General features: G+C 55.7%; 25 protein-coding genes. 16 read left to right on the top strand and 9 right to left on the bottom strand.

The window, feature by feature from the left end:
- Positions 1–22 precede the first annotated feature (22 nt).
- From QMG27_RS10450 to QMG27_RS10435, 4 genes are all read left to right on the top strand, one after another.
- Positions 23–472 carry a hypothetical protein gene (locus QMG27_RS10450; RefSeq protein WP_281811103.1) on the top strand — a complete coding sequence of 150 codons (450 nt, stop codon included), beginning with the start codon at positions 23–25 and terminating at the stop codon, positions 470–472.
- A gap of 86 nt (positions 473–558) precedes the next feature.
- Positions 559–1257 carry a hypothetical protein gene (locus QMG27_RS10445; RefSeq protein ID WP_281811101.1) on the top strand — a complete coding sequence of 233 codons (699 nt, stop codon included), beginning with the start codon at positions 559–561 and terminating at the stop codon, positions 1255–1257.
- 37 nt (positions 1258–1294) lie between these two features.
- Positions 1295–2530, top strand: a complete 1236-nt coding sequence (locus QMG27_RS10440; RefSeq protein ID WP_281811099.1) for a voltage-gated chloride channel family protein — start codon at positions 1295–1297, stop codon at positions 2528–2530.
- Between the two features lie 10 nt (positions 2531–2540).
- Entirely contained in the window at positions 2541–2975 is a 435-nt protein-coding gene (locus tag QMG27_RS10435) for a hypothetical protein (protein ID WP_281811097.1), read from the top strand.
- Between the two features lie 28 nt (positions 2976–3003).
- Here the strand turns inward: QMG27_RS10435 and QMG27_RS10430 are convergent, their stop codons facing one another.
- Complete coding sequence (locus tag QMG27_RS10430) at positions 3004–3201, bottom strand: hypothetical protein (protein WP_281811095.1); 198 nt, start codon at positions 3199–3201, stop codon at positions 3004–3006.
- A gap of 20 nt (positions 3202–3221) precedes the next feature.
- On the opposite strand from QMG27_RS10430, the gene QMG27_RS10425 reads away from it, so the two are divergent.
- From QMG27_RS10425 to ccmI, 10 genes are read left to right on the top strand one after another with little or no spacing between them, the layout of a single operon-like run.
- Positions 3222–4145, top strand: a complete 924-nt coding sequence (locus QMG27_RS10425) for a GNAT family N-acetyltransferase (protein WP_281811093.1) — start codon at positions 3222–3224, stop codon at positions 4143–4145.
- Between the two features lie 3 nt (positions 4146–4148).
- Positions 4149–4787: a cytochrome c biogenesis heme-transporting ATPase CcmA gene (gene ccmA, locus QMG27_RS10420; protein WP_281811091.1), complete on the top strand. Its 639-nt coding sequence runs from the start codon at positions 4149–4151 to the stop codon at positions 4785–4787.
- The gene (gene ccmB / locus QMG27_RS10415; protein ID WP_281811089.1) at positions 4784–5455 is read left to right on the top strand and encodes a heme exporter protein CcmB; all 672 of its coding nucleotides are present in this window, start codon (positions 4784–4786) and stop codon (positions 5453–5455) included. Before ccmA ends, ccmB begins: the two co-directional genes overlap by 4 nt.
- Positions 5452–6195, top strand: coding sequence for a heme ABC transporter permease CcmC (gene ccmC / locus QMG27_RS10410; RefSeq protein ID WP_281811087.1), 744 nt, complete (start codon positions 5452–5454; stop codon positions 6193–6195). Before ccmB ends, ccmC begins: the two co-directional genes overlap by 4 nt.
- Positions 6192–6383 carry a heme exporter protein CcmD gene (gene ccmD, locus QMG27_RS10405; RefSeq protein ID WP_281811085.1) on the top strand — a complete coding sequence of 64 codons (192 nt, stop codon included), beginning with the start codon at positions 6192–6194 and terminating at the stop codon, positions 6381–6383. The genes ccmC and ccmD overlap by 4 nt, the downstream gene beginning before the upstream one ends.
- Positions 6383–6835, top strand: a complete 453-nt coding sequence (gene ccmE, locus QMG27_RS10400) for a cytochrome c maturation protein CcmE (protein ID WP_281811083.1) — start codon at positions 6383–6385, stop codon at positions 6833–6835. The genes ccmD and ccmE overlap by 1 nt, the downstream gene beginning before the upstream one ends.
- Positions 6832–8751, top strand: coding sequence for a heme lyase CcmF/NrfE family subunit (locus QMG27_RS10395; protein WP_281811081.1), 1920 nt, complete (start codon positions 6832–6834; stop codon positions 8749–8751). The genes ccmE and QMG27_RS10395 overlap by 4 nt, the downstream gene beginning before the upstream one ends.
- Positions 8748–9329 carry a DsbE family thiol:disulfide interchange protein gene (locus QMG27_RS10390; RefSeq protein ID WP_281811078.1) on the top strand — a complete coding sequence of 194 codons (582 nt, stop codon included), beginning with the start codon at positions 8748–8750 and terminating at the stop codon, positions 9327–9329. The genes QMG27_RS10395 and QMG27_RS10390 overlap by 4 nt, the downstream gene beginning before the upstream one ends.
- Complete coding sequence (locus tag QMG27_RS10385) at positions 9326–9829, top strand: cytochrome c-type biogenesis protein (protein ID WP_281811076.1); 504 nt, start codon at positions 9326–9328, stop codon at positions 9827–9829. The genes QMG27_RS10390 and QMG27_RS10385 overlap by 4 nt, the downstream gene beginning before the upstream one ends.
- A 1-nt stretch (position 9830) precedes the next feature.
- Entirely contained in the window at positions 9831–11162 is a 1332-nt protein-coding gene (gene ccmI / locus QMG27_RS10380; protein WP_281811074.1) for a c-type cytochrome biogenesis protein CcmI, read from the top strand.
- Positions 11163–11225: 63 nt separating this feature from the next.
- On the opposite strand, the gene QMG27_RS10375 is transcribed toward ccmI, so the two are convergent.
- From QMG27_RS10375 to QMG27_RS10350, 6 genes are read right to left on the bottom strand one after another with little or no spacing between them, the layout of a single operon-like run.
- A complete protein-coding gene (locus tag QMG27_RS10375) occupies positions 11226–11819 on the bottom strand; it encodes a response regulator transcription factor (protein WP_281811072.1) in 594 nt (197 codons plus the stop codon).
- A 22-nt stretch (positions 11820–11841) separates the two neighbouring features.
- A complete protein-coding gene (locus QMG27_RS10370; RefSeq protein WP_281811070.1) occupies positions 11842–13038 on the bottom strand; it encodes a tryptophan--tRNA ligase in 1197 nt (398 codons plus the stop codon).
- Positions 13039–13058: 20 nt separating this feature from the next.
- On the bottom strand, positions 13059–13730 hold the full coding sequence (locus tag QMG27_RS10365) for a site-2 protease family protein (protein ID WP_281811068.1): 672 nt from the start codon (positions 13728–13730) through the stop codon (positions 13059–13061).
- Positions 13731–13775: 45 nt separating this feature from the next.
- Positions 13776–14411: an L-threonylcarbamoyladenylate synthase gene (locus QMG27_RS10360; protein ID WP_281811066.1), complete on the bottom strand. Its 636-nt coding sequence runs from the start codon at positions 14409–14411 to the stop codon at positions 13776–13778.
- Positions 14411–15304, bottom strand: coding sequence for a 3',5'-nucleoside bisphosphate phosphatase (locus QMG27_RS10355; RefSeq protein WP_281811064.1), 894 nt, complete (start codon positions 15302–15304; stop codon positions 14411–14413). Before QMG27_RS10355 ends, QMG27_RS10360 begins: the two co-directional genes overlap by 1 nt.
- The gene (locus QMG27_RS10350) at positions 15273–16103 is read right to left on the bottom strand and encodes a TatD family hydrolase (protein ID WP_281811062.1); all 831 of its coding nucleotides are present in this window, start codon (positions 16101–16103) and stop codon (positions 15273–15275) included. The genes QMG27_RS10355 and QMG27_RS10350 overlap by 32 nt, the downstream gene beginning before the upstream one ends.
- A 92-nt stretch (positions 16104–16195) precedes the next feature.
- Here QMG27_RS10350 and QMG27_RS10345 point away from each other — a divergent pair, with 92 nt between their 5' ends.
- Entirely contained in the window at positions 16196–16621 is a 426-nt protein-coding gene (locus QMG27_RS10345; protein ID WP_281811060.1) for a universal stress protein, read from the top strand.
- Positions 16622–16663: 42 nt separating this feature from the next.
- Here QMG27_RS10345 and QMG27_RS10340 read toward each other — a convergent pair whose 3' ends face one another.
- Positions 16664–17197 (bottom strand): Rrf2 family transcriptional regulator, encoded by a 534-nt coding sequence (locus tag QMG27_RS10340; protein WP_281811058.1) that lies wholly within the window; start codon positions 17195–17197, stop codon positions 16664–16666.
- Positions 17198–17325: 128 nt separating this feature from the next.
- Here QMG27_RS10340 and nhaR point away from each other — a divergent pair, with 128 nt between their 5' ends.
- Positions 17326–18222 (top strand): transcriptional activator NhaR, encoded by an 897-nt coding sequence (gene nhaR, locus QMG27_RS10335; protein ID WP_281811056.1) that lies wholly within the window; start codon positions 17326–17328, stop codon positions 18220–18222.
- 15 nt (positions 18223–18237) lie between these two features.
- Here nhaR and lolD read toward each other — a convergent pair whose 3' ends face one another.
- Positions 18238–18915 (bottom strand): lipoprotein-releasing ABC transporter ATP-binding protein LolD, encoded by a 678-nt coding sequence (lolD, locus tag QMG27_RS10330; RefSeq protein ID WP_281811054.1) that lies wholly within the window; start codon positions 18913–18915, stop codon positions 18238–18240.
- Positions 18916–18918: the final 3 nt, after the last annotated feature.

The following is an 18918-nucleotide window of genomic DNA, read 5'->3' as shown; positions in this document are numbered from 1 at the left end:
TTGTTGAAAAGAGGGAATCTGTATGAAGAAAAAAAATCAAATCATTGGGGTGATCGCTGTGGTGCTTGCGCTGGGGTCTGCATCCCTGCAAGCAGCGCCTTTGATCACACCTAAGGAAGCTCAGATGCCCGCTGCGAGTGGCGAATTGAAAACACGTGGCATTGCGCGCGGACCTGGCATCAAGGTCATCTCGCCCGATGTGACTGCGCCAGAAATCAAGGGCCCTTTTGATTTGAAAGTGGTGTTTGAAAGTCGAGGTGGCAACAAGATCGATGCCTCGGCTGTGAAGGTGACTTACCTCAAAGCCACTGCGGTAGACCTGACACCTCGTCTCAAAGACGCAATCACCGAGAACGGCATTGACTTTGCCAAGGCCGAAGTTCCTCCGGGTGAACACTCGGTCAAGATCACAGTCAAAGATGTGGATGGTCGAGAGTCCAGCACTGTGATGAATCTGGTGGTTGGTAAGTAATGGAGTGCGTGTACTGCCTGAGTCCGGTTGATGAAAAGGCGAACGTGTGCAAGGTGTGCACGCGTGATTTGTATTTATTCCGGCCCTTGCTTGAAAAAGTCAAAGAGCTAGAGGACAAACTGGCGGAATATCAGGACCCTGTCGAATTAAAGGCACGGGTTGAAGAGCTTGAGTCTTTGCTAGCCGCTGAGCGGGCTCAAGTTGCAATCCGACTGGCGACACCTTGGCGAGTGCTGGCGGACATTGGCCAGTTCATCTTCATCCCGTTGGCGCTTTTGCTGCTTGCGCATGCGCTGGTGACGGTGGTGTACGACATCAATATGTTGTACCTGCGCATTGTGTCGATGGTGTTGCCTTTGCCTTTTGGTATTTACTTGTTCAAAACACGCCAGCGTTCGATTTTGGCTTGGTTCATGGGGACGGCTGTATTGGCTGTGGCATCCGTCATTGGCATGAGTGCGATTACAGGATGGGTGGATCAAACGCCAGTTCTGCCGCAAAGCATGGTGGAGTGGCGCGAATTCATTGAGTACGCAGCTAGTATCACCTTTAGCTTTTTGACGGGCATGTTGCTGGGGGGCATGTCGTACCACCGCAAGCATCGTGTACGTACGAAGAAAGAGCCGCCATTTTTGATGGCTTTGGTTGCGGGCTTTACCAAAGGGAAGTCCTCGCCAAAAGACATTCAGGACACCATCAAGAAGTTGGAAGAGGTGGGTGGAAGTCTGGTGGCCGCAGGCACGACAGCCATGTCAATCTACACAGGTTTAAAAGGTTTTATGTGACCATTTGGCGTACCGGTGAATGGGCGAAAATAGCCCCATGCACCTGTTTGACCGCCAAGCGTTGATCGCGCTATTCAGATACATCATCAAGGCCATGTTCTTGGCGATTGTGGTGGCTGTTTTAGCTGGTTCTGCATCCGCCCTGTTTCTCTTCTCGCTCGATTGGGCTACCCAGACCCGCGAAGCCAACCGATGGCTGATTTGGGGCTTGCCTGTGGCGGGCTTCTTTGTAGGTTGGTTGTATCTCAAGTTTGGTCAGCACGTGGAGGCGGGCAATAACTTGTTGATCGACGAAATTCACGACCCTAAAAAAGTCGTGCCTTTGCGCATGGCGCCTTTTGTGTTGGGTGGCACGGTCATTTCTCACTTGTTTGGCGCTTCCGTAGGCCGTGAAGGCACAGCGGTGCAAATGGGCGGGGCTTTGGCCGATCAGCTCACACACTTTTTCAAGCTCAACCATGTGGACCGTCGCATGGTGTTGATGGCCGGTATCAGTGCGGGTTTTGCTTCCGTCTTTGGCACGCCGTTGGCGGGTGCTGTGTTTGCGCTGGAGGTGTTGGCCATTGGCCGTATGCGCCTCGATGCGTTGCTGCCCTGTGTGATTGCCGCTGTAGTGGCTGATCAAGTGGGTTTGCTGTGGGGCGTGCAACACACCCAGTACGAGGTGGGTTTGGTGCCTCAAATCACAGCTTGGTTGTTGGCTGCCATGGTGGTGGCGGGTGGCGCATTTGGTTTGGCAGGTAAGGTGTTTGCAGACAGCACGCACGCGCTGAGTGCTGTGATGAAAAAGCACATTGCCTACGCACCGCTGCGTCCCTTGTTGGGCGGCGCCGTGATAGCGGCTGTGGTGATGTGGGGCAGCTTTGACCGCTACATCGGTTTGGGCATTCCCGTGATGGTGGAGGCGTTTGCTCATCCCCTCGCGCCGACTGACTTTGTGGGCAAGATGGTGTTCACCATTGCCTCGTTGGGGTCTGGCTTTAAGGGCGGTGAAGTGACGCCTTTGTTCTACATCGGCGCGACCTTGGGCAATGCCTTGGCTCCCTTGTTAGATGTGCCGTTTGCTTTGCTCGCTGCCGTGGGGTTTGTGGCGGTATTTGCCGGAGCGGCCAACACACCTATTGCCTCGACCTTAATGGCGATGGAACTGTTTGGTGCAGAGATCGGTGTGTTTGCCGCGCTGGCCTGCGTGATGAGCTATGTGTGCTCGGGCCATAACGGTATTTACCGCGCTCAGCGTGTGGCGCATCGCAAGACAAACACGTCTTCTTAGAATGGGAACTATGACCATGAACCTCAACCGTTTGCTACAAGCCGTGCTGTGCGCAGTGGCTTTGCTTGGCATGCCTGCGTTTGCCCAAACTTTCAAAATGCCATGTGAGGTTGAAGCGACGATTCCAGCGGCTGAAGATGTGAAGATCAAGCCACAAAAAGTGGTGATTGAGATTCAATCCATGGGCAAAAACATCTTCTTGAAAATGAATGGCCCTGAGCCTTACACCTTGATCGCCAACAGCTTGGCCACTGAAGAATTCACAGGCAAAAACTTAACCACGGCCAAAGAGATGGGCGCGTTCCGTAAACACAAGGTCACGGGCGCAGAGTCAGAAATTCGCATTGAGCAAGCCACCGTGATCGTGAGTGCTTATCACGACACCACCTACATGGGTAAGAAGGTTCGCATCAACATCACAGGGCCATGCAGCGTGCCCCGCTGAGGCCGTGCAAACAGCGATGGCTCAGTGTTTAAAACCAGCACCAAAAACCGGTGCAGTTGCCCGTGATTTGCTGAATGAGCAAATCAATCACGCTGCTGATGACCAGCAGTGGCAAACCCACGTACACAAACACCCACAGCACAAACACCAACGTGAGTCGAGGTTCTTCCAAGCGATGGCCCATCACGGTCTCAGCTTGTCGGCGAAGGCGAAGTTTGTTCAACATGGTGTGAGGATTCTAGGCGCATGAAAGTCAACTGGGACACCCTGAGCTATCCCGAGTGGGATGCACACCATGCTGCCGCTGCTGCACCCTTGCAGCAAGACTGGGCCTATGGTGCATGCATGAAAACGCTGGGCGTCGGTGTGCTCCGCGCGTACGTTGAACAAGACGGTGCACCTGTGGCTTTGGCCCAGTTCATCGTGCGCCGCATGGTGGGTGGCTTGGCCCATATGGCGCTGTGTTCGCTCGGGCCTGTGTGGCTGCAACCTTTGTCGGGTGCTGATAAATCGCGTGTTTACAAGGCGCTCAAGAGGACGATACCGTTGAAGAACTTGCGCGTGGTCGCGTTCACGCCGCTAGAAGCGCAAGGCCCCGAGTTGGGCCTCTCGCGCTGGCGTCGCGTCATGACAGGCCACAGTACGGTGATGCTCGACCTCACTTTGTCGATGGACGAATTGCGCGCGCAGCTCGACAAACGCTGGCGTCACCGCCTAGGCGGTGCTGAAAACTCGGAGCTCACCGTTCACCGCGTAGGTACCAATGCGGGCCAATACCGTTGGTTGCTCGACGCTGAAATGCAGCAGCGTGAGCAACGCGGCTTGCACGGTTTGCCGCTGCAGTTCTTCGATCTGTATGTGCCCTCGCGCCAACAACCGGCTAAAACGATTTTGACCATGCGTGCTGACGTGGGCCGCGACCGTGTGGCCGGCATGATGTTTTTGATCCATGGCGAAGCCGCCACCTACCAAGTGGGTTGGACCAGCGACGCAGGCCGTGACTTGCATGCCCACAACCTAATTTTGTGGAAAGGCATCGAAGAGTTGCGCGAGCGCGGTGTGCGCAAGCTCGACCTCGGTGGTGTCAACACCACCCGCAGCGCAGGGATTGCACGTTTCAAGATGAGCACAGGCGGCCAAGTGCTGACCTGCGCAGGGACCTTCATTTAAACCATGCTGCGCGTCTCCAACCTCTCATGCAGTCGTGGCAACAAGCCGCTGTTTGCTGACGTCAGCTTTGAGCTCAAAGCCGGTCAAACCCTGCACCTTGAGGGTGACAACGGCGTAGGCAAAACCAGTTTGCTGCGCATCATCTGCGGCTTGTCACCTGCTGATGCGGGCGAGGTGTGTTGGCACGACAAAACCATTCAGCAAAACGCGACTGCCTTTCGTTCGTCTTTGTTTTATTTGGGCCACGGTTTGTCGCTCAAAGAAGAGCTGACCGCTTTGGAAAACCTGATGTCCGATGCCGCGGTGTCGGGCCGTGAGTTGAGCCAGGCACAAGCCTTGGTCGCCTTGGCCCGCATGGGGCTGCGTGGGCGCGAGCACTTGCCGCTGCGTGTCATGTCGCAAGGTCAAAAGCGCCGCACGGCCTTGGCCCGTTTGCTGGCTAGTCAAGCGCCGCTGTGGGTGTTGGACGAGCCCTTTGTAGCTTTGGATGTCAAAGCGGTGGATGGCTTGCGTGGTTTGTTGACCGAGCATGTGGCCAATGGCGGCATGGTGTTGTTCACCAGCCATCAACCTGTGGCGCTCAACAGCGCCAACGGCACATCGGTCGATGTGCAAACTTACCGACTGAAAGGCGTGGCATGAGTGGCGGCGCGTTCATGGCCGTGTTACGGCGCGACTTGCTTTTGGCCATGCGCCGCAAGAGCGAGGTGCTGACAGCGGTGTTTTTCTTTGTGGTGGTCGCAGCCTTGTTTCCGCTGGGCATTGGCCCAGAGCTGAACACCTTGCGCTTGGTTGCACCTGGCGTCTTGTGGGTGGGGGCACTGCTGTCGAGTATGCTGGCCTTGCAGCGTTTGTTTGAGGCGGATTACCGCGACGGCACGCTGGAACAAATGGCTTTGTCGCCTACGCCAATGCCCTTACTCATCAGCGCCAAACTGCTGGCGCATTGGTTGGTCTCAGGGGTGCCGTTGGTATTATTGGCGCCAGTTTTGGGGTTGCAGTTTGACCTCTCGGCGGATGCACTGCTGACCCTCACCTTGGCCCTATTGTTGGGCACGCCGATTTTGTCTTTGGTGGGCGGCATTGGTGCTGCCTTGACCTTGGGTGTGCGTGGCGGTGGCGTGTTGTTGTCGCTGTTGGTGTTGCCTTTGTTCATCCCTGTACTGGTGTTTGGCGCGGGTGCGGTGGAAGCGCAAGCCAGTGGGTTAGGCGCACAGGCGCATTTTTCAATTTTGATGGCCATGCTGTTGCCTGCAGCCTTTTTCAGCCCGTTTGCATGTGCAGCGGCTTTAAGGATCGCGTTGGAATGAAGAATATCAATTGGTTTCACTACGCTGCGCCGCAAACCTTTTATGGGTTGGCGGGCAAGGCGTGGCCTTGGTTTGCGGTGCTTGCCACAGTCTTGATGCTAGTGGGCATGTGGCTGGGCTTTGCTGTGGCCCCGACCGACTTTCAGCAAGGCGAGGGCTACCGCATCATCTTCGTGCACGTGCCTGCGAGTTGGATGTCAATGGTCATTTACTTGGCCATGGCGTTTTGGAGCGTGCTGGGTCTGACCTTCAACACCCGCTTGTCGGGCATGATGACCCGCGCTTTGGCACCCACGGGTGCCTTGTTTGCATTTCTCTCGCTGTGGACCGGCGCACTGTGGGGCAAGCCCATGTGGGGCGCGTGGTGGGTGTGGGATGCACGCCTCACGTCTGAGCTGATTTTGTTTTTCTTGTACCTCGGCTACATCGCCTTGACCTCCGCGATTGACGACACACGCCGCAGCGACCGTGCGGGCGCGCTCATTGCCATCGTGGGTGCCATCAACGTGCCCATCATTTATTTCTCAGTGAAGTGGTGGAACACCTTGCACCAAGGTGCCTCGGTGTCACTCACCAAAGCCCCCAGCATGGCCGAGATCATGTTGTGGAGCATGTTGCTGATGGCGCTGGCGTTTTGGTTTTACACCGTGGCGCTGGTGCTGTACCGCGTGCGCACGCTCATCTTGCAGCGTGAGAGCCATGCCACTTGGGTGCACGAACTTGACGAGGTGAAAGCATGAGGTGGGAGAGCTGGAGTCAGTTTTGGGCCATGGGCGGCTATGCCGTGTATGTGTGGGGCAGCGTGGGTGTGACCGCTTTGCTCTTGGCCGTGGAAGTGTGGCAAGCCCGTTGGGCGCACCGCGTTGTGCTGAATCAATTGAAAGCCGAGCTGGCTGTGGCTCAATTACCTGTTGAAGAATTGATGTGATGAAACCCAGAACCAAACGATTTGCACTGATTGCCGCTGGCATTGTGGTGCTGTGCGCGGCAGCAGCTTTTGTGCTGAACGCCTTCCAAAGCAATTTGGTGTTTTTCTTCACGCCCACGCAAGTGAGCAACGGGGAAGCGCCCAAAGGCCGTGTGTTCCGTGCGGGTGGCATGGTGAAAGAAGGCAGCTTGGTCCGTGACGGCAACACTGTGCGCTTTGTCATCACAGATACCGCACATGAAATGCCTGTGACTTACATAGGCTTGTTGCCTGATTTGTTCAAAGAGGGCAAAGGCGTGGTGTCGCAAGGTAAGTTGGGTGACGACGGCGTCTTTGTGGCCAGCGAGGTGTTGGCCAAGCACGATGAAAACTACATGCCGCCCGAAGCGCAGCATGCGATGGACCAAGCCGCTGCCGCCAAAGCCGCGCAGTCCCTGAAGGTCAAACCATGATTCCAGAAATCGGTCATTTCGCCCTCATCTTGGCCACTGTGGTGGCGTTGATGCAGGGGGTGTTGCCCATTGCCGGCACTTTGGTGTCCTCGCAGCAAACACGAGTGACTTTGCAGTCCTTGGCGCGTCCAACTGCCGCATTGCAATTTGTGTTGGTAGCCTTTGCATTTGGGGCCTTGGCCGCTGCGTTCTTAGGCAATGATTTTTCGGTGCAGTATGTGGCGCAACATTCCAACTCGTTGTTGCCTAAGCCCTATCAGTTTGCTGCGGTGTGGGGTGGTCATGAAGGCTCACTCTTGCTGTGGGTGTTGTTGTTGTCCATGTGGTCGGTGGCAGTTGCGGTGTTCTCGCGCAGCTTGCCGCTCGACATGGTGGCTCGCGTGATTGGCGTGCTGGGTTTGATTTCGGTGGGTTTCTTGCTTTTTATCTTGACCACCTCCAATCCCTTTGAGCGCTTGCTGCCAGCGGCCTTAGATGGCCGCGATTTGAACCCCTTGCTGCAAGACCCAGGCTTGGTCATTCACCCGCCCATGCTCTACATGGGTTACGTGGGCATGGCAGTGGCATTTGCATTTGCCGTGTCTGCGTTGATGAGCGGTCGCTTGGATGCGGCCTGGGCACGTTGGTCACGTCCTTGGACGGTGGTGGCGTGGATGTTTCTCACCTTCGGTATTGGTCTGGGGTCATGGTGGGCCTACTACGAACTCGGATGGGGTGGTTGGTGGTTTTGGGACCCCGTTGAAAATGCTTCTCTCATGCCTTGGTTGGTGGGCACGGCGCTGATTCATTCATTGATGGTGACGGAGAAACGCGGCAGCTTCAAGGCGTGGACGGTGTTGCTGGCGATTGCGGCTTTCTCGTTGTCTTTGCTAGGCACGTTCTTAGTTCGCTCGGGCGTGCTCACCTCTGTGCATGCGTTTGCGTCAGACCCCAAGCGTGGTGTGTTCATCTTGATTTTCTTGGCTGTGGTGGTCGGTAGCTCGCTCACCCTGTTTGCTTGGCGTGCACCGCGTGTGGCCTTGGGCGGTCGTATGGAGTTGGTTTCGCGTGAATCGTTCTTGTTGGCCAACAGTGTGTTGCTGGTGGTGGCTACAGCGGCGGTCTTGCTGGGCACGATTTATCCACTCATCATTGATGCGCTCAACTTGGGCAAGTTATCTGTGGGGCCTCCGTATTTCAATGCCGTGTTTGCACCGCTGTTGGTGCCTGTGGTATTTCTCATCATTCCAGGGTCTGTGGCGCGTTGGCGTGATGCCCATGTACGTGAGATCGCGCATCAGCTGCGCTGGACATTGGCGGGCGCGGCAGCTTTGGCCGTGCTGTTGCCATTTGTGCTGGGTGGTTGGTCGTTGGGTGCTGCGTTCGGTTTGTTTCTCGGTTGCTGGGTGGCTTTAGGGACAGCACAACAAGTGCTGGCGCGCGTGAGTAAGCCAGGACGCATTCCAGCCTCGTTTTGGGGTCAGCACATCGCCCACTTCGGTATGGCGGTGTTGGTGATAGGTATCACCGGTGTGAAGTGTTACGAGGTCGAGCGCGATGTGCGCATGCAAATTGGTGATGTGGTCACCATCGCACCCTATACCTTCCGCTTGAATTCACTCGACGAAGTGCGCGGCCCCAACTACAAGGCCGTGCGCGCTGATGTACAAGTGCTGCGCAATGACAAGGTCATTGAAATTTTGCAACCGGAAAAACGCCGCTATTTTTCATCGGCCATGCCCATGACCGAAGCAGGTATTGACTCGGGGTTCATGCGTGACTTGTATGTCTCCTTAGGTGAACCCTTGAACGATGCACGCAGCGAGTGGAGCATGCGCGTGTATTACAAACCCTTTGTGCCGTGGTTGTGGGGAGGCGTTGTGTTGATGGTCTTGGGTGGCCTCATGGCAGCTTTGGACCGGAGGTATCGCAAATGAAAAAAGTCTTGATTCCACTGGTGCTGTTCATCGCTTTGGTGGTATTCCTAGCCGTGGGTTTGAAACGTGACCCTCGCGAAATTCCTTCGCCTTTGATTGGCAAGCCTGCCCCGCATTTCACGTTGTTCACCTTGGATGGGGGCGATGCCAAGTTTTCACCCTCTGACATGCAAGGGCAAGTGTGGATGCTCAATGTCTGGGCCACTTGGTGTGTGGCTTGTCGAGAAGAACACCCAGTATTGGTGGCCTTTGCTGAGAAGAATCAAGTGCCTATCGTGGGTCTGAGTTACAAAGAAATTCAGCCGCAAGACCCCGCGTACAAAGCGCCTTTTGATGAAAAGCTCAAGCTCGCCCGCGAACGCAGTGAGGTGTGGCTCAAGCGGCATGGCAACCCGTATGTGACCTCGGCGATGGACATGGATGGTCGTGTGGGCATCAACTACGGTGTCTACGGCGTACCCGAAACCTATGTGATCGACAAGGCCGGTGTGATTCGCTACAAGTTCGTGGGCGCTGTGTCACCTGCGTTGCTGGCTGAAAAAATCTTGCCCTTGATTTCGGAGTTGAACAAGTCATGAAACGCTGGATGCTGAAGGCTGTGTTGGTTGCCAGCATCTCGCTGGCTGTTGGGTGTGTGTTGCCCCATCTGGCCGTGGCACAAACGGCTGAATTTCAAGCAAGCCGCGAAGCACCTCTGATGGCTGAAGATCCAAAACTCGAAGCCCGACTGGTGGATATCTCGCAAGAGCTGCGTTGCTTGGTTTGCCAAAACGAGTCATTGGCTTCATCGCATGCCGAGCTGGCCGACGACTTGCGTCAAGAGGTGCGAGAGCTGATTCGCTCGGGCAAGTCAGACCAAGAAATCAAAGACTTCCTTGTTGCCCGGTATGGTGACTTTGTGCTTTATCGCCCTGAAGTCAAACCTTTGACCTGGGTGTTGTGGTTCGGTCCATTTCTATTGTTTGTGATGGCCGCGGTTGGCTTGGGTCTTTATTTGCGTCAGCGCCGCACCATGGCTGCGCCTGTTGTATTGAGCGACGAAGCGCGCGAACGCGCCAAGCAGCTGTTGAAAGGTTGATGTGAATCCCGCACTCAGTTTTATTTATGTGGCTTTTGCCATGCTGGCAGTCGTCTTGCTCGTGCTGAGTGTGGCTCTGTGGCGAGGCTCTGAGCAAGGGGCGCGTCAAACCGCCCAATTTGAGAATGGCATAGACGACTTGGCGCAGGCCAATGCAGCGGTGTACCGTGACCAAATGGAGGAGCTCGACCGTGAATTTGTGATGGGCAACCTCAGCTACGAAGAGCTCAAAGTGGCGCGTGATGAGTTGTCTCAACGCTTGTTGATTGATGTCGATGCACAGGCCGCCCCGCAGACCAGTGCTGATGCAGGTCCGGCTTCTTCGCCTGTGGTTTGGCGTAAGCCTTGGCTAGCGATAGGCGCGATGGTGTTCGTCGTGCCTGTGGCCTCGATGCTGATGTACAGCGTTTTGGGTGAGCCTGCCGCGCTGGACCCCCTCGCATTGAAGCAAGGTGTTGGATCGTCCTCTGAAGTGACGCCGGAAAAGCTGACGGAGATGGCCATTGCACTCACGCGTCGCTTGCAAGATGAGCCCAATAGCATGGAAGGATGGGTCATGTTGGGGCGTGTGCAGCGTGCACGTGGTCACTATGAAGAATCTGCAGAGGCTTACGCCAAAGCGTTGGCGTTGAGTCGAGACGACAACCTATCGATTGAACGTGCCGAAGTGTTGGCGCAGAAAAATGGGGGTAGCTTCGCTGGCGAGCCATGGCTCATCATTCAGCGTGTGCTGACGGCAGATCCTCTCCACCTCAATGCGCTCTTCTTAGCGGGTAGTGCCTCGTATGCGGAGATGAATTTCAATACAGCTCTGCGCTATTGGGAACGTGCACGCGAAGTCGTGCCGGCTGATTCACCTGACGCACCCGAGCTCGATCGGGCCATTGCCGAAGCTCGCGAAAAGCTGGGCTTGCCTGCTATTCCTCCACGCGCCACCAATGCCCCTGCTCAGGCGCAAGACAACCAAATTGCGCTCGCTGCTAGCAGTATCAGCGGACGTGTGACTTTGGTCAAAGAGCTCAAAGGCTTGGTGGCACCCACCGACACGGTGTTTGTGTATGCCACCCCCGTGACGGGTTCGCGCATGCCAATTGCTATTTTGCGAACCACCGCAGACAAATTACCGCTCGACTTCACGCTTGACGACAGCATGGCTATGAGCCCCAACGTCAAACTCTCGGGTATGGATGAGGTGACGGTGCGCGTGCGTATTTCTAAGAGCGGCCAAGCCACAGCCCAACCTAGGGACTATGGTGTGAGTCTCACGCCTGTCAAACCAGGCAGCAAAGGTTTGAACTTGATGGTGCGAGATACCTTGCAAGCCTCGCCTTAAGCCCGTGGTTGTAAAGCCCGCAAAAAAGCCCCGCATGCGGGGCTTTTTTGCGGGCGCTGTGAATTACAGCAGGCCGTTGGTGCGTGCAAAGTGCAGCGTTTGCGTGCGGCTTTTCACATCCAAGCGACGGAACAAACGCCACAAGTGGACTTTCACCGTGTGTTCGCTGATGTCGAGTTCGGCTGCGATGTCGCGGTTGCTCAGGCCTCGGTCCAACATGACGATGAGTTGTTTTTGACGCTTGGACAATTTGGTTTCGCCCACTGCCACGGCGGGCTCGTCGTCGCCATGCTCTGCGGCAAACAAACCTTGGATGGCTGAGGAGATTTCGTTGGCAGGCGTGGACTTTTCAATGTAGATGTCAGCACCCGCTTCGATACAGGTTTCTTCGGCTTCACCGGCAGGCATGGCTGAAATCACGGCCAGGGGCACAGTGGCGTACATGGTTTTGATTTCTTTGACAGCAGAAGTGCCCTTCACGCCGGGCAACAACAAGTCGAGCACAAACAGCTCAGGATCCCCGTTTTTGATGATGGCAGCCTGCAGTTCGCTGAACTTTTCCAACTCAACAACTTTGGACGCGGGACGCATGCGGCGCAACAACATGGCGATGGCTTGGCGGACCAAAGGATGGTCGTCAATGATGTACATACTCATTTTTATTACTCCTGAATCAATATTAGTAGTTTAGCCCCATTGCGGACCGAACATCGAACATGGTTTCACGCGCAGTTTTGCGAGCTTTTTCAGTACCTGCGTCCACGATATCACGAACCACTTTGGGGTTGGTGATGTACGGCTCTGCACGTTCGAGCATCGGCTGTTGCTCTAGCAAGATGGCATCAATGATGGGTTGTTTGCATTCTAAGCAGCCAATACCTGCAGTCTTGCAACCTTGGGCCACCCACTGGCGTTGACCTTCGCTGCTGTAGACCATGTGGAATTGCCACACGGGGCACTTGTCCGGGTCGCCCGCATCGGTGCGCTTTTGGCGCGCGGGGTCGGTGGGCATACGTTTGACTTTTTGCTCAATGGTGGCGCGGTCTTCGCGAATAGCAATCGAGTTGTTGTAGCTCTTGCTCATCTTCGCGCCGTCCAGGCCTGGCAGCTTGCTGGCCTCTGTCAGTAGCGCTTGTGGCTCGGGCAAGATGATCTTGCCAGTGCCTTTGAAATAGCCGTTCAGGCGCTCGCGATCTTGTTCGTCGAGTTCGGGTGCGGTGGCAATGTAGCCCAGCGCGCCTTCCATGGCTTTGGCGTCACCTGTTTCTTGGTAGGTCTTGCGTGATTTTTCAAAACGCTTGACGCTGTCTTTGGGCAGCTTGGCCAAAGACGCTTGCACTTTTTCTTCAGCATTGGTTTCGCGGCCATACAAATGGTTAAAGCGGCGTGCGGCTTCGCGCGTTAGCTCCACATGGCTGGCTTGGTCTTCGCCCACGGGCACGTGCTTGGCTTTGTAAATCAAGATGTCCGCGGCTTGTAGCAGGGGGTAGCCCAAGAAGCCGTAGGTGGACAGGTCTTTGTCTTTGAGCTTTTCTTGTTGATCTTTGTAGGTCGGCACGCGCTCTAACCAACCCAGCGGTGTGCCCATGGCCAAGAGGGTGAACAACTCGGCGTGCTCAGGGATGCGGCTTTGCAAAAAGATGGTGCAAGCGTTGGGGTCGAGGCCGGCAGCGAGCCAGTCGATCACCATCTCGTAGACGTTCTTCTCGATCACCTCGCGGTTTTCGTAGTGGGTGGTGAGGGCGTGCCAGTCGGCCACGAAGTAGTAGCAATCCATTTCGGATTGCAAACGCACCCAGTTTTTCAAAGCGCCGTGGTAGTGGCCCAAATGCAAAGCACCCGTGGGGCGCATGCCAGAGAGAACGCGTTCTTTCATGTCGTACTTACTTATAAAAATCAGGTGTTCAATAAAAATTCAAAAGGGCTCAGCAACAGAGATAAAGCGAACACTGTCCACTTCATCAACGGTGCCATCCAAATGTCATCTAGCTTGTTAAAGGCTACCAGTGCCAGCACGATGTACATGCCATAAGCTTCAATTTTTGACAGCCACACAGCAGCGTGCCAAGGCAGCAGTCCTACCAGCACACGGCCACCATCGAGCGGCGGCAAGGGAAACAGATTGAAGACAAACATGGACACATTCACCATCACGCCGGCCAAACTCATTTTTAAAAAGTAGGCTTCTGTCACGCCAAAGCCCTTTAACAGGTAGAACGTCAGCAGCCAAGCGAGGGCTTGTGCAAAGTTGATGGCGGGGCCCGCCAAGGCTACCCAAATCATGTCGCGCTTGGGGTGATTCAGATTGCCAAAGCGAACGGGCACGGGGCGTGCATAGCCAAACAAAAAGTTGCCACCTGAAGCCAAGTAAAGCAGCGCTGGCACGGCAATCGTGCCCAGAGGGTCGATGTGCGGCACGGGGTTCAAAGTGACGCGTCCCAACATCCAAGCGGTGTTGTCGCCTAGCTTATGGGCCACATAGCCGTGGGCGGCCTCGTGCAACGTGATGGCAAACACCACGGGCAAGGCATAGATCAGGATGGTTTGAATCAGCTCAGGGAAATTCACAGCACCATTGTCGCATCCGACACTTTGTTGCTAGGGCGCAGCCATTCACAGGCCCAATGTGCTCAGCGGGCCGCGTCCTTCGCGGATCACCTCGGGGTCACCCCCGCCGTCCATGGGGGTGAGGTCGACCACGGTGGTGGGTTCGAGCGGGCAAGCGCCGGCGTCAATCACGGCGGCGAGGTCGTGCTCAAAACGGTCGCGGATGTCTTCGGCATCGTTCATCGGGTCGGTTTCACCGGGGGCGATGAGCGTGGTGGCCAAGAGCGGTGCACCATGGAGTTCGAGCAAGTCGAGCAAGGTTTTGTTCAGCGGCACGCGCAGGCCAATGGTTTTGCGCTGCGGGTGGCTCACGCGGCGAGGCACCTCTTTGGTGGCCTCCAAAATGAACGTATAGGCCCCGGGCGTGGCTGCTTTGAGTAATCGGTATTGACGGTTGTCCACACGGGCATAGTTGGCCAGCTCCGACAAATCTCGGCACATCAGAGTGAGGTGGTGCTTTTCGTCGACTTGACGAATGCGGCGCATCTGTTCAACCGCGGCTTTGTCATCTAAGTGGCAGACCAAGGCGTAGCTCGAATCTGTGGGTACGGCCACGATGCCGCCTCGCTCCAAAAGTTGCACAGCTTGTTTGAGCAATCGGGGTTGAGGGTTGTCGGGGTGAACTTGAAGAAACTGAGCCATTATTGAATTCGTTCAGCGAGCGCTTCCCACACGGGGGTGAGTTGACCAGGTAGCCAAGGCAGGGTACCTAAGTCAATGCGGCTTTCATCGGGGCTGTGGAAATCACTGCCGCGTGAGGCGAAGAGGCCAAACTCTTGAGCCATGTCAGCGTAGGTCACGTACTCTGCAGGTGTATGGCTGCCAGTGACCACCTCAACGCCTTGACCACCGTGGTGTTTGAATTCGGTGAAGAGGGCGAACTCTTCGTTGGGCGTGAAGCCGTAACGCGCAGGGTGAGCAATGATGGCCATGCCACCAGCTTGCACAATCCACTGCACCGAATCTTTGAGCGTGGCCCAGCGGTGCGGTACAAAGCCGGGGTTCCCTTCGGTGAGGAAGCGCCGAAATACTTCGTTGGTGTCTTGGCAAGCGCCGGTTTCCACGAGGAAGCGTGCAAAGTGCGTGCGCGAAATCAGCTCGGGGTTGCCTGCATATTTCAGAGCCCCCTCATAAGCGCCATGAATACCGACTTTGGCGAGGCCTTCTGACATTTCTTGGGCTCGCTCGCCACGTCCACCGCGTGTTTGGCGCAGGCCCTTCACCAGTTGTTCGTTGTGTGCGTCAAAACCCAAGCCGACGATGTGCACGGTTTTGTTGGCGAAGGTGATGGAAATTTCAACACCCGTGAGGTATTTCATACCGTTGGCTTGTGCGGCGGCGAGTGCACGGTCTTGGCCGCCTACTTCGTCGTGGTCAGTCAAGGCCCAGAGTTCTACGCCATTGGCTTTGGCGCGCACAGCCAGTTGCTCAGGCGTGAGGGTGCCATCCGAGACGACGGAGTGGCAATGCAGGTCGGCGTTGAGGATGTTTAACGGCACGCCTTCATTGTAGGCGTGGCAAGGCTTGGCGTGCATTGGCACTGGTGGCTTGGGCCAGCGCCTCTAAAGAAATGCCCCGCAGATCTGCCAGCACTTGCGCGATGCGCGGTAGCTCGGCGGGCTCGTTGCGGCCTTGCGGTTGGCCTGCGGCACGCTGTTCAGCGGTGGCGTAGAGCCAATGCGGTGGAATGTCGGGTGCATCTGTTTCAAGCACGATGGCTGACAGCGGCAGCTCGGTTGCGAGTCGGCGAAGTTGCAAAGCACGGTCATAAGTGAGTGCGCCACCAAAACCGAGCTTGAAGCCCAAGGCGATAAAGGCCTGTGCTTGCTGCATGCTGCCATTGAACGCGTGGGCGATGCCGCCCACCACGGGGGTGTCACGCAAGCCTTTGAGCAGCAGGTCGGCACTGCGGCGCCCGTGCAAGATGACGGGCAGTTGGTATTTTTGTGCGAGCTTGAGTTGGGCTGTGTAAAACTGTTGTTGCCTTGCGTATGTGTCGGGCGTGTTGAGCTCGGGTACGAAACCATCTAGGCCAATTTCACCAACGGCCACCAAACGCGGGTCGTCGCGGCGCTCGTGCAGAGTAGCATTGAGTAGCGTCAAATCTGCATCGGTGGCTTGAGGGGTGCAGAGCGGGTGAATGCCCAGTGCATACGTGTCTTGCTGTGCGTGGGCCAGCAAACGCACGGTCTCAAAGTGCGAGGCTTGCACCGCTGGCATGACGCAGGTGACGATGCCAGCTGCGCGGGTGCGTTGATGCACTTTGACGCGGTCATCGTCAAATTCAGGAGCATCTAAATGCGCGTGAGTGTCAATGAAAAAAAGACGAGACATGCAAGTCACGCAGGTGTTTGTGTTGAGTTGATGAAGGTCAAAAGAATGAATGCGTGTATGCTGGATACTGCGCTAACAAACAAGGAGAGGTTATGAAAATTTTGGTTGCTGTCGATGGTTCGAAATCATCGTTGAATGCTGTCAAGTATGCCGCGAAGTTGGCGGTTGCATTGCGTACCAAGGATCGCATCACCTTGGTCAATGTGCATGATGACCATGGACTTCGCCATGCACAAAAAATTGTTGGCAAGGCTGAGGTGGATGATTATTTAAGAGCAGTGAGTGATGCTGACTTGAAATCTGCTCGCAAATATTTGGACAAAGAAGGCTTGTTACATGACGCCATCATCAAACAAGGTCATGTGGCGCAGGAGGTGGTCAAGACCGCCAACAGCGGTAAATTTGATTTGGTGGTGATTGGCTCCAAAGGCCGCAGTGGTTTAGCTGACTTACTGATGGGCTCCGTTTCTCAACGTGTGGTGAGCGCTGCCAAGCCTCCTGTCGTCGTTGTCAAGTGACGCGATAACTTTAAAGCGGTGCGTGCTCCTAGTGCGCATCGTTCAATGACTGTTTGCCAGCAGTTGACCCAATGCAAAAACAGAGTTTGGAACTTGGGTGCGTTTGTCTATGGTTTGCGGTTTTTTCGCAAACACCCCGCGTTTAGGTGAACTCGGGGCTTGGACAGGACCTGCTTTAGCAAGCTGCGCCGTCACCAAACTGTGCAAGCTGATGGATTGCATGTGGTCTTCCATTTTTTGGTTCAGAGTTGACCACAACGCTTCGGTAGACACGTAGCCATTCTTTTGCGCGTCTTCAGACACATGTTCTTTTTCGTCGGGACTGTTGACCGCATAGATGATGTCAGCCACGCTGATGTGGTTGGCATCGCGGTTGAGGGTGTAGCCACCGCCGGGGCCGCGCGTGCTTTCCACCAAGCCGTGTTGGCGCATTTTGCTAAAGAGTTGTTCCAGGTACGAAATGGAGATGTGCTGGCGTTGGCTGATGGCGGCCAGTGACACCGGTCCTAGGTGTTGACGCATGCCCATATCGATCATGGCGGTGACGGCAAAACGACTTTTGGTACTCAAACGCATGGTGTGCTCCTTTCGGTTGTCAGTTGGCGATTTGCCAAACTACTGCGAACTCTACGCAGAAAATTACTTCGTGTAAATTCGTATTTATTGTTTTATTTGTTCGAGAAAATCGAAGTTAAATAAAGGCTATGAATTTCAAGCATCTCTATTATTTTTGGGTCACGGCACGTGCAGGCGGCATCATGCGCGCCGGTGAACAGTTGCACATCACGCCGCAAACGCTGTCTGGACAAATCAAGTTGCTCGAAGACAGTCTGGGCCGCAAGTTGTTTCGTAAAAGTGGTCGGCAGCTTGAATTGACCGAAGATGGGCGAAAAGCATTGAGTTATGCCGACGACATTTTTGCTTTGGGTTCTGAGCTGCAAGCAGCCATGACCCAACCCCGAGCGGGCGTGCGCACGCTGGAGTTTCGGGTGGGCGTGGCCGACTCGGTGGCCAAGTCGGTGGCTTATCGATTGCTGGAGCCTGCGTTGTCGATTGTTGAGCCCGTGCGCTTGATTGGCAGCGAGGGTAAGTTTCCTGACCTGTTGGCGCAACTTGCTTTGCATCGGCTGGACTTGGTGATTGCCGACGAGCCGCTTTCCAAGCGCATCAGCGTGAAGGCGTTCAACCATGCGTTGGGTACGACGCCCATGAGTTTTTTTTGTACGCCTCAGCTCAAGTCCACGCTGAAAGGCCGGTTTCCGCAGTGCTTGCATGAAGCCCCCATGCTGATTCAAGGCTCAGCTTCCTCCGTCAGACAGCAGCTCGATGGTTGGCTGGTGCGTCACAAAATACAACCCCGCGTGGTCGGCGAGTTTGACGATGGTGCGTTGATGACCGCGTTTGGCCGAGAAGGACGAGGTGTGTTCATGTCGCCCAGCATCTTAGAAAAAGAGACCGTGTCGCAGTTTGGCGTGCAGGTGATAGGCCGCACGGACGAACTGGTGGAGGAGTTTTTTGCGGTGTCGGTTGAGCGACGTATTTCACACCCGTGTGTGGCCGCGATCACGCAAAACGCGCGTGGTCGTTTGTTCAACGGGTGATGTTTCTCTGGCGTCTTACGCCAATTTCCCGGAGTCAAGGTGCAGTTGGCGGTCACAGCGCGCGGCCAAGGCGCTGTCATGCGTCACCAACACAAATGCGGTGTTGTGTTGACGAGCCAATTGCAACATCAAGGCAAATACTTGGTCAGCCGTATTGCGATCCAAGTTGCCAGTTGGCTCATCGGCTAGCACGCACGCAGGCCTTGTCACCAACGCACGGGCAATCGCCACGCGTTGGCGTTCACCGCCTGACAGCTCGGCAGGGCGGTGATGCATGCGATGGCCGAGGCCTACCGCTTCAAGCATGGCTTGCGCTTGTGCGCTGGCTGCTGCGCGGTCCATGCGGCGAACCCACAACGGCATGGCCACGTTGTCGAGCGCGCTGAACTCGGGCAGCAAGTGGTGGAACTGGTACACAAACCCTAGGTGCTGGTTGCGCAAATCGCCCAAGGCTGAGGCGCTTTGGCCTGCCAATGGCTGGCCCATCAAAGATACGCTTCCACTGGTCGGTTCATCTAACCCACCCAGCACATGCAGCAAGGTGCTTTTGCCAGAGCCTGAAGATCCAACGATGGCCAAGGTTTCGCCAGCGTTCACCGACAGGTCAACGTTGTGCAACACGGTGACATCCAGCGGCCCTTCGGTGAAGCGTCGGCTGATGTGGTGGGCAGTGAGAACAGGTGTGTAGGTCATCGC

This window comes from Limnohabitans sp. MORI2 (assembly GCF_027925025.1).
Lineage (GTDB): Bacteria > Pseudomonadota > Gammaproteobacteria > Burkholderiales > Burkholderiaceae_C > Limnohabitans.
The sequence above is the reverse complement of the archived record's forward strand: the minus strand, read 5'-3'. Positions and strand labels throughout refer to the sequence as shown.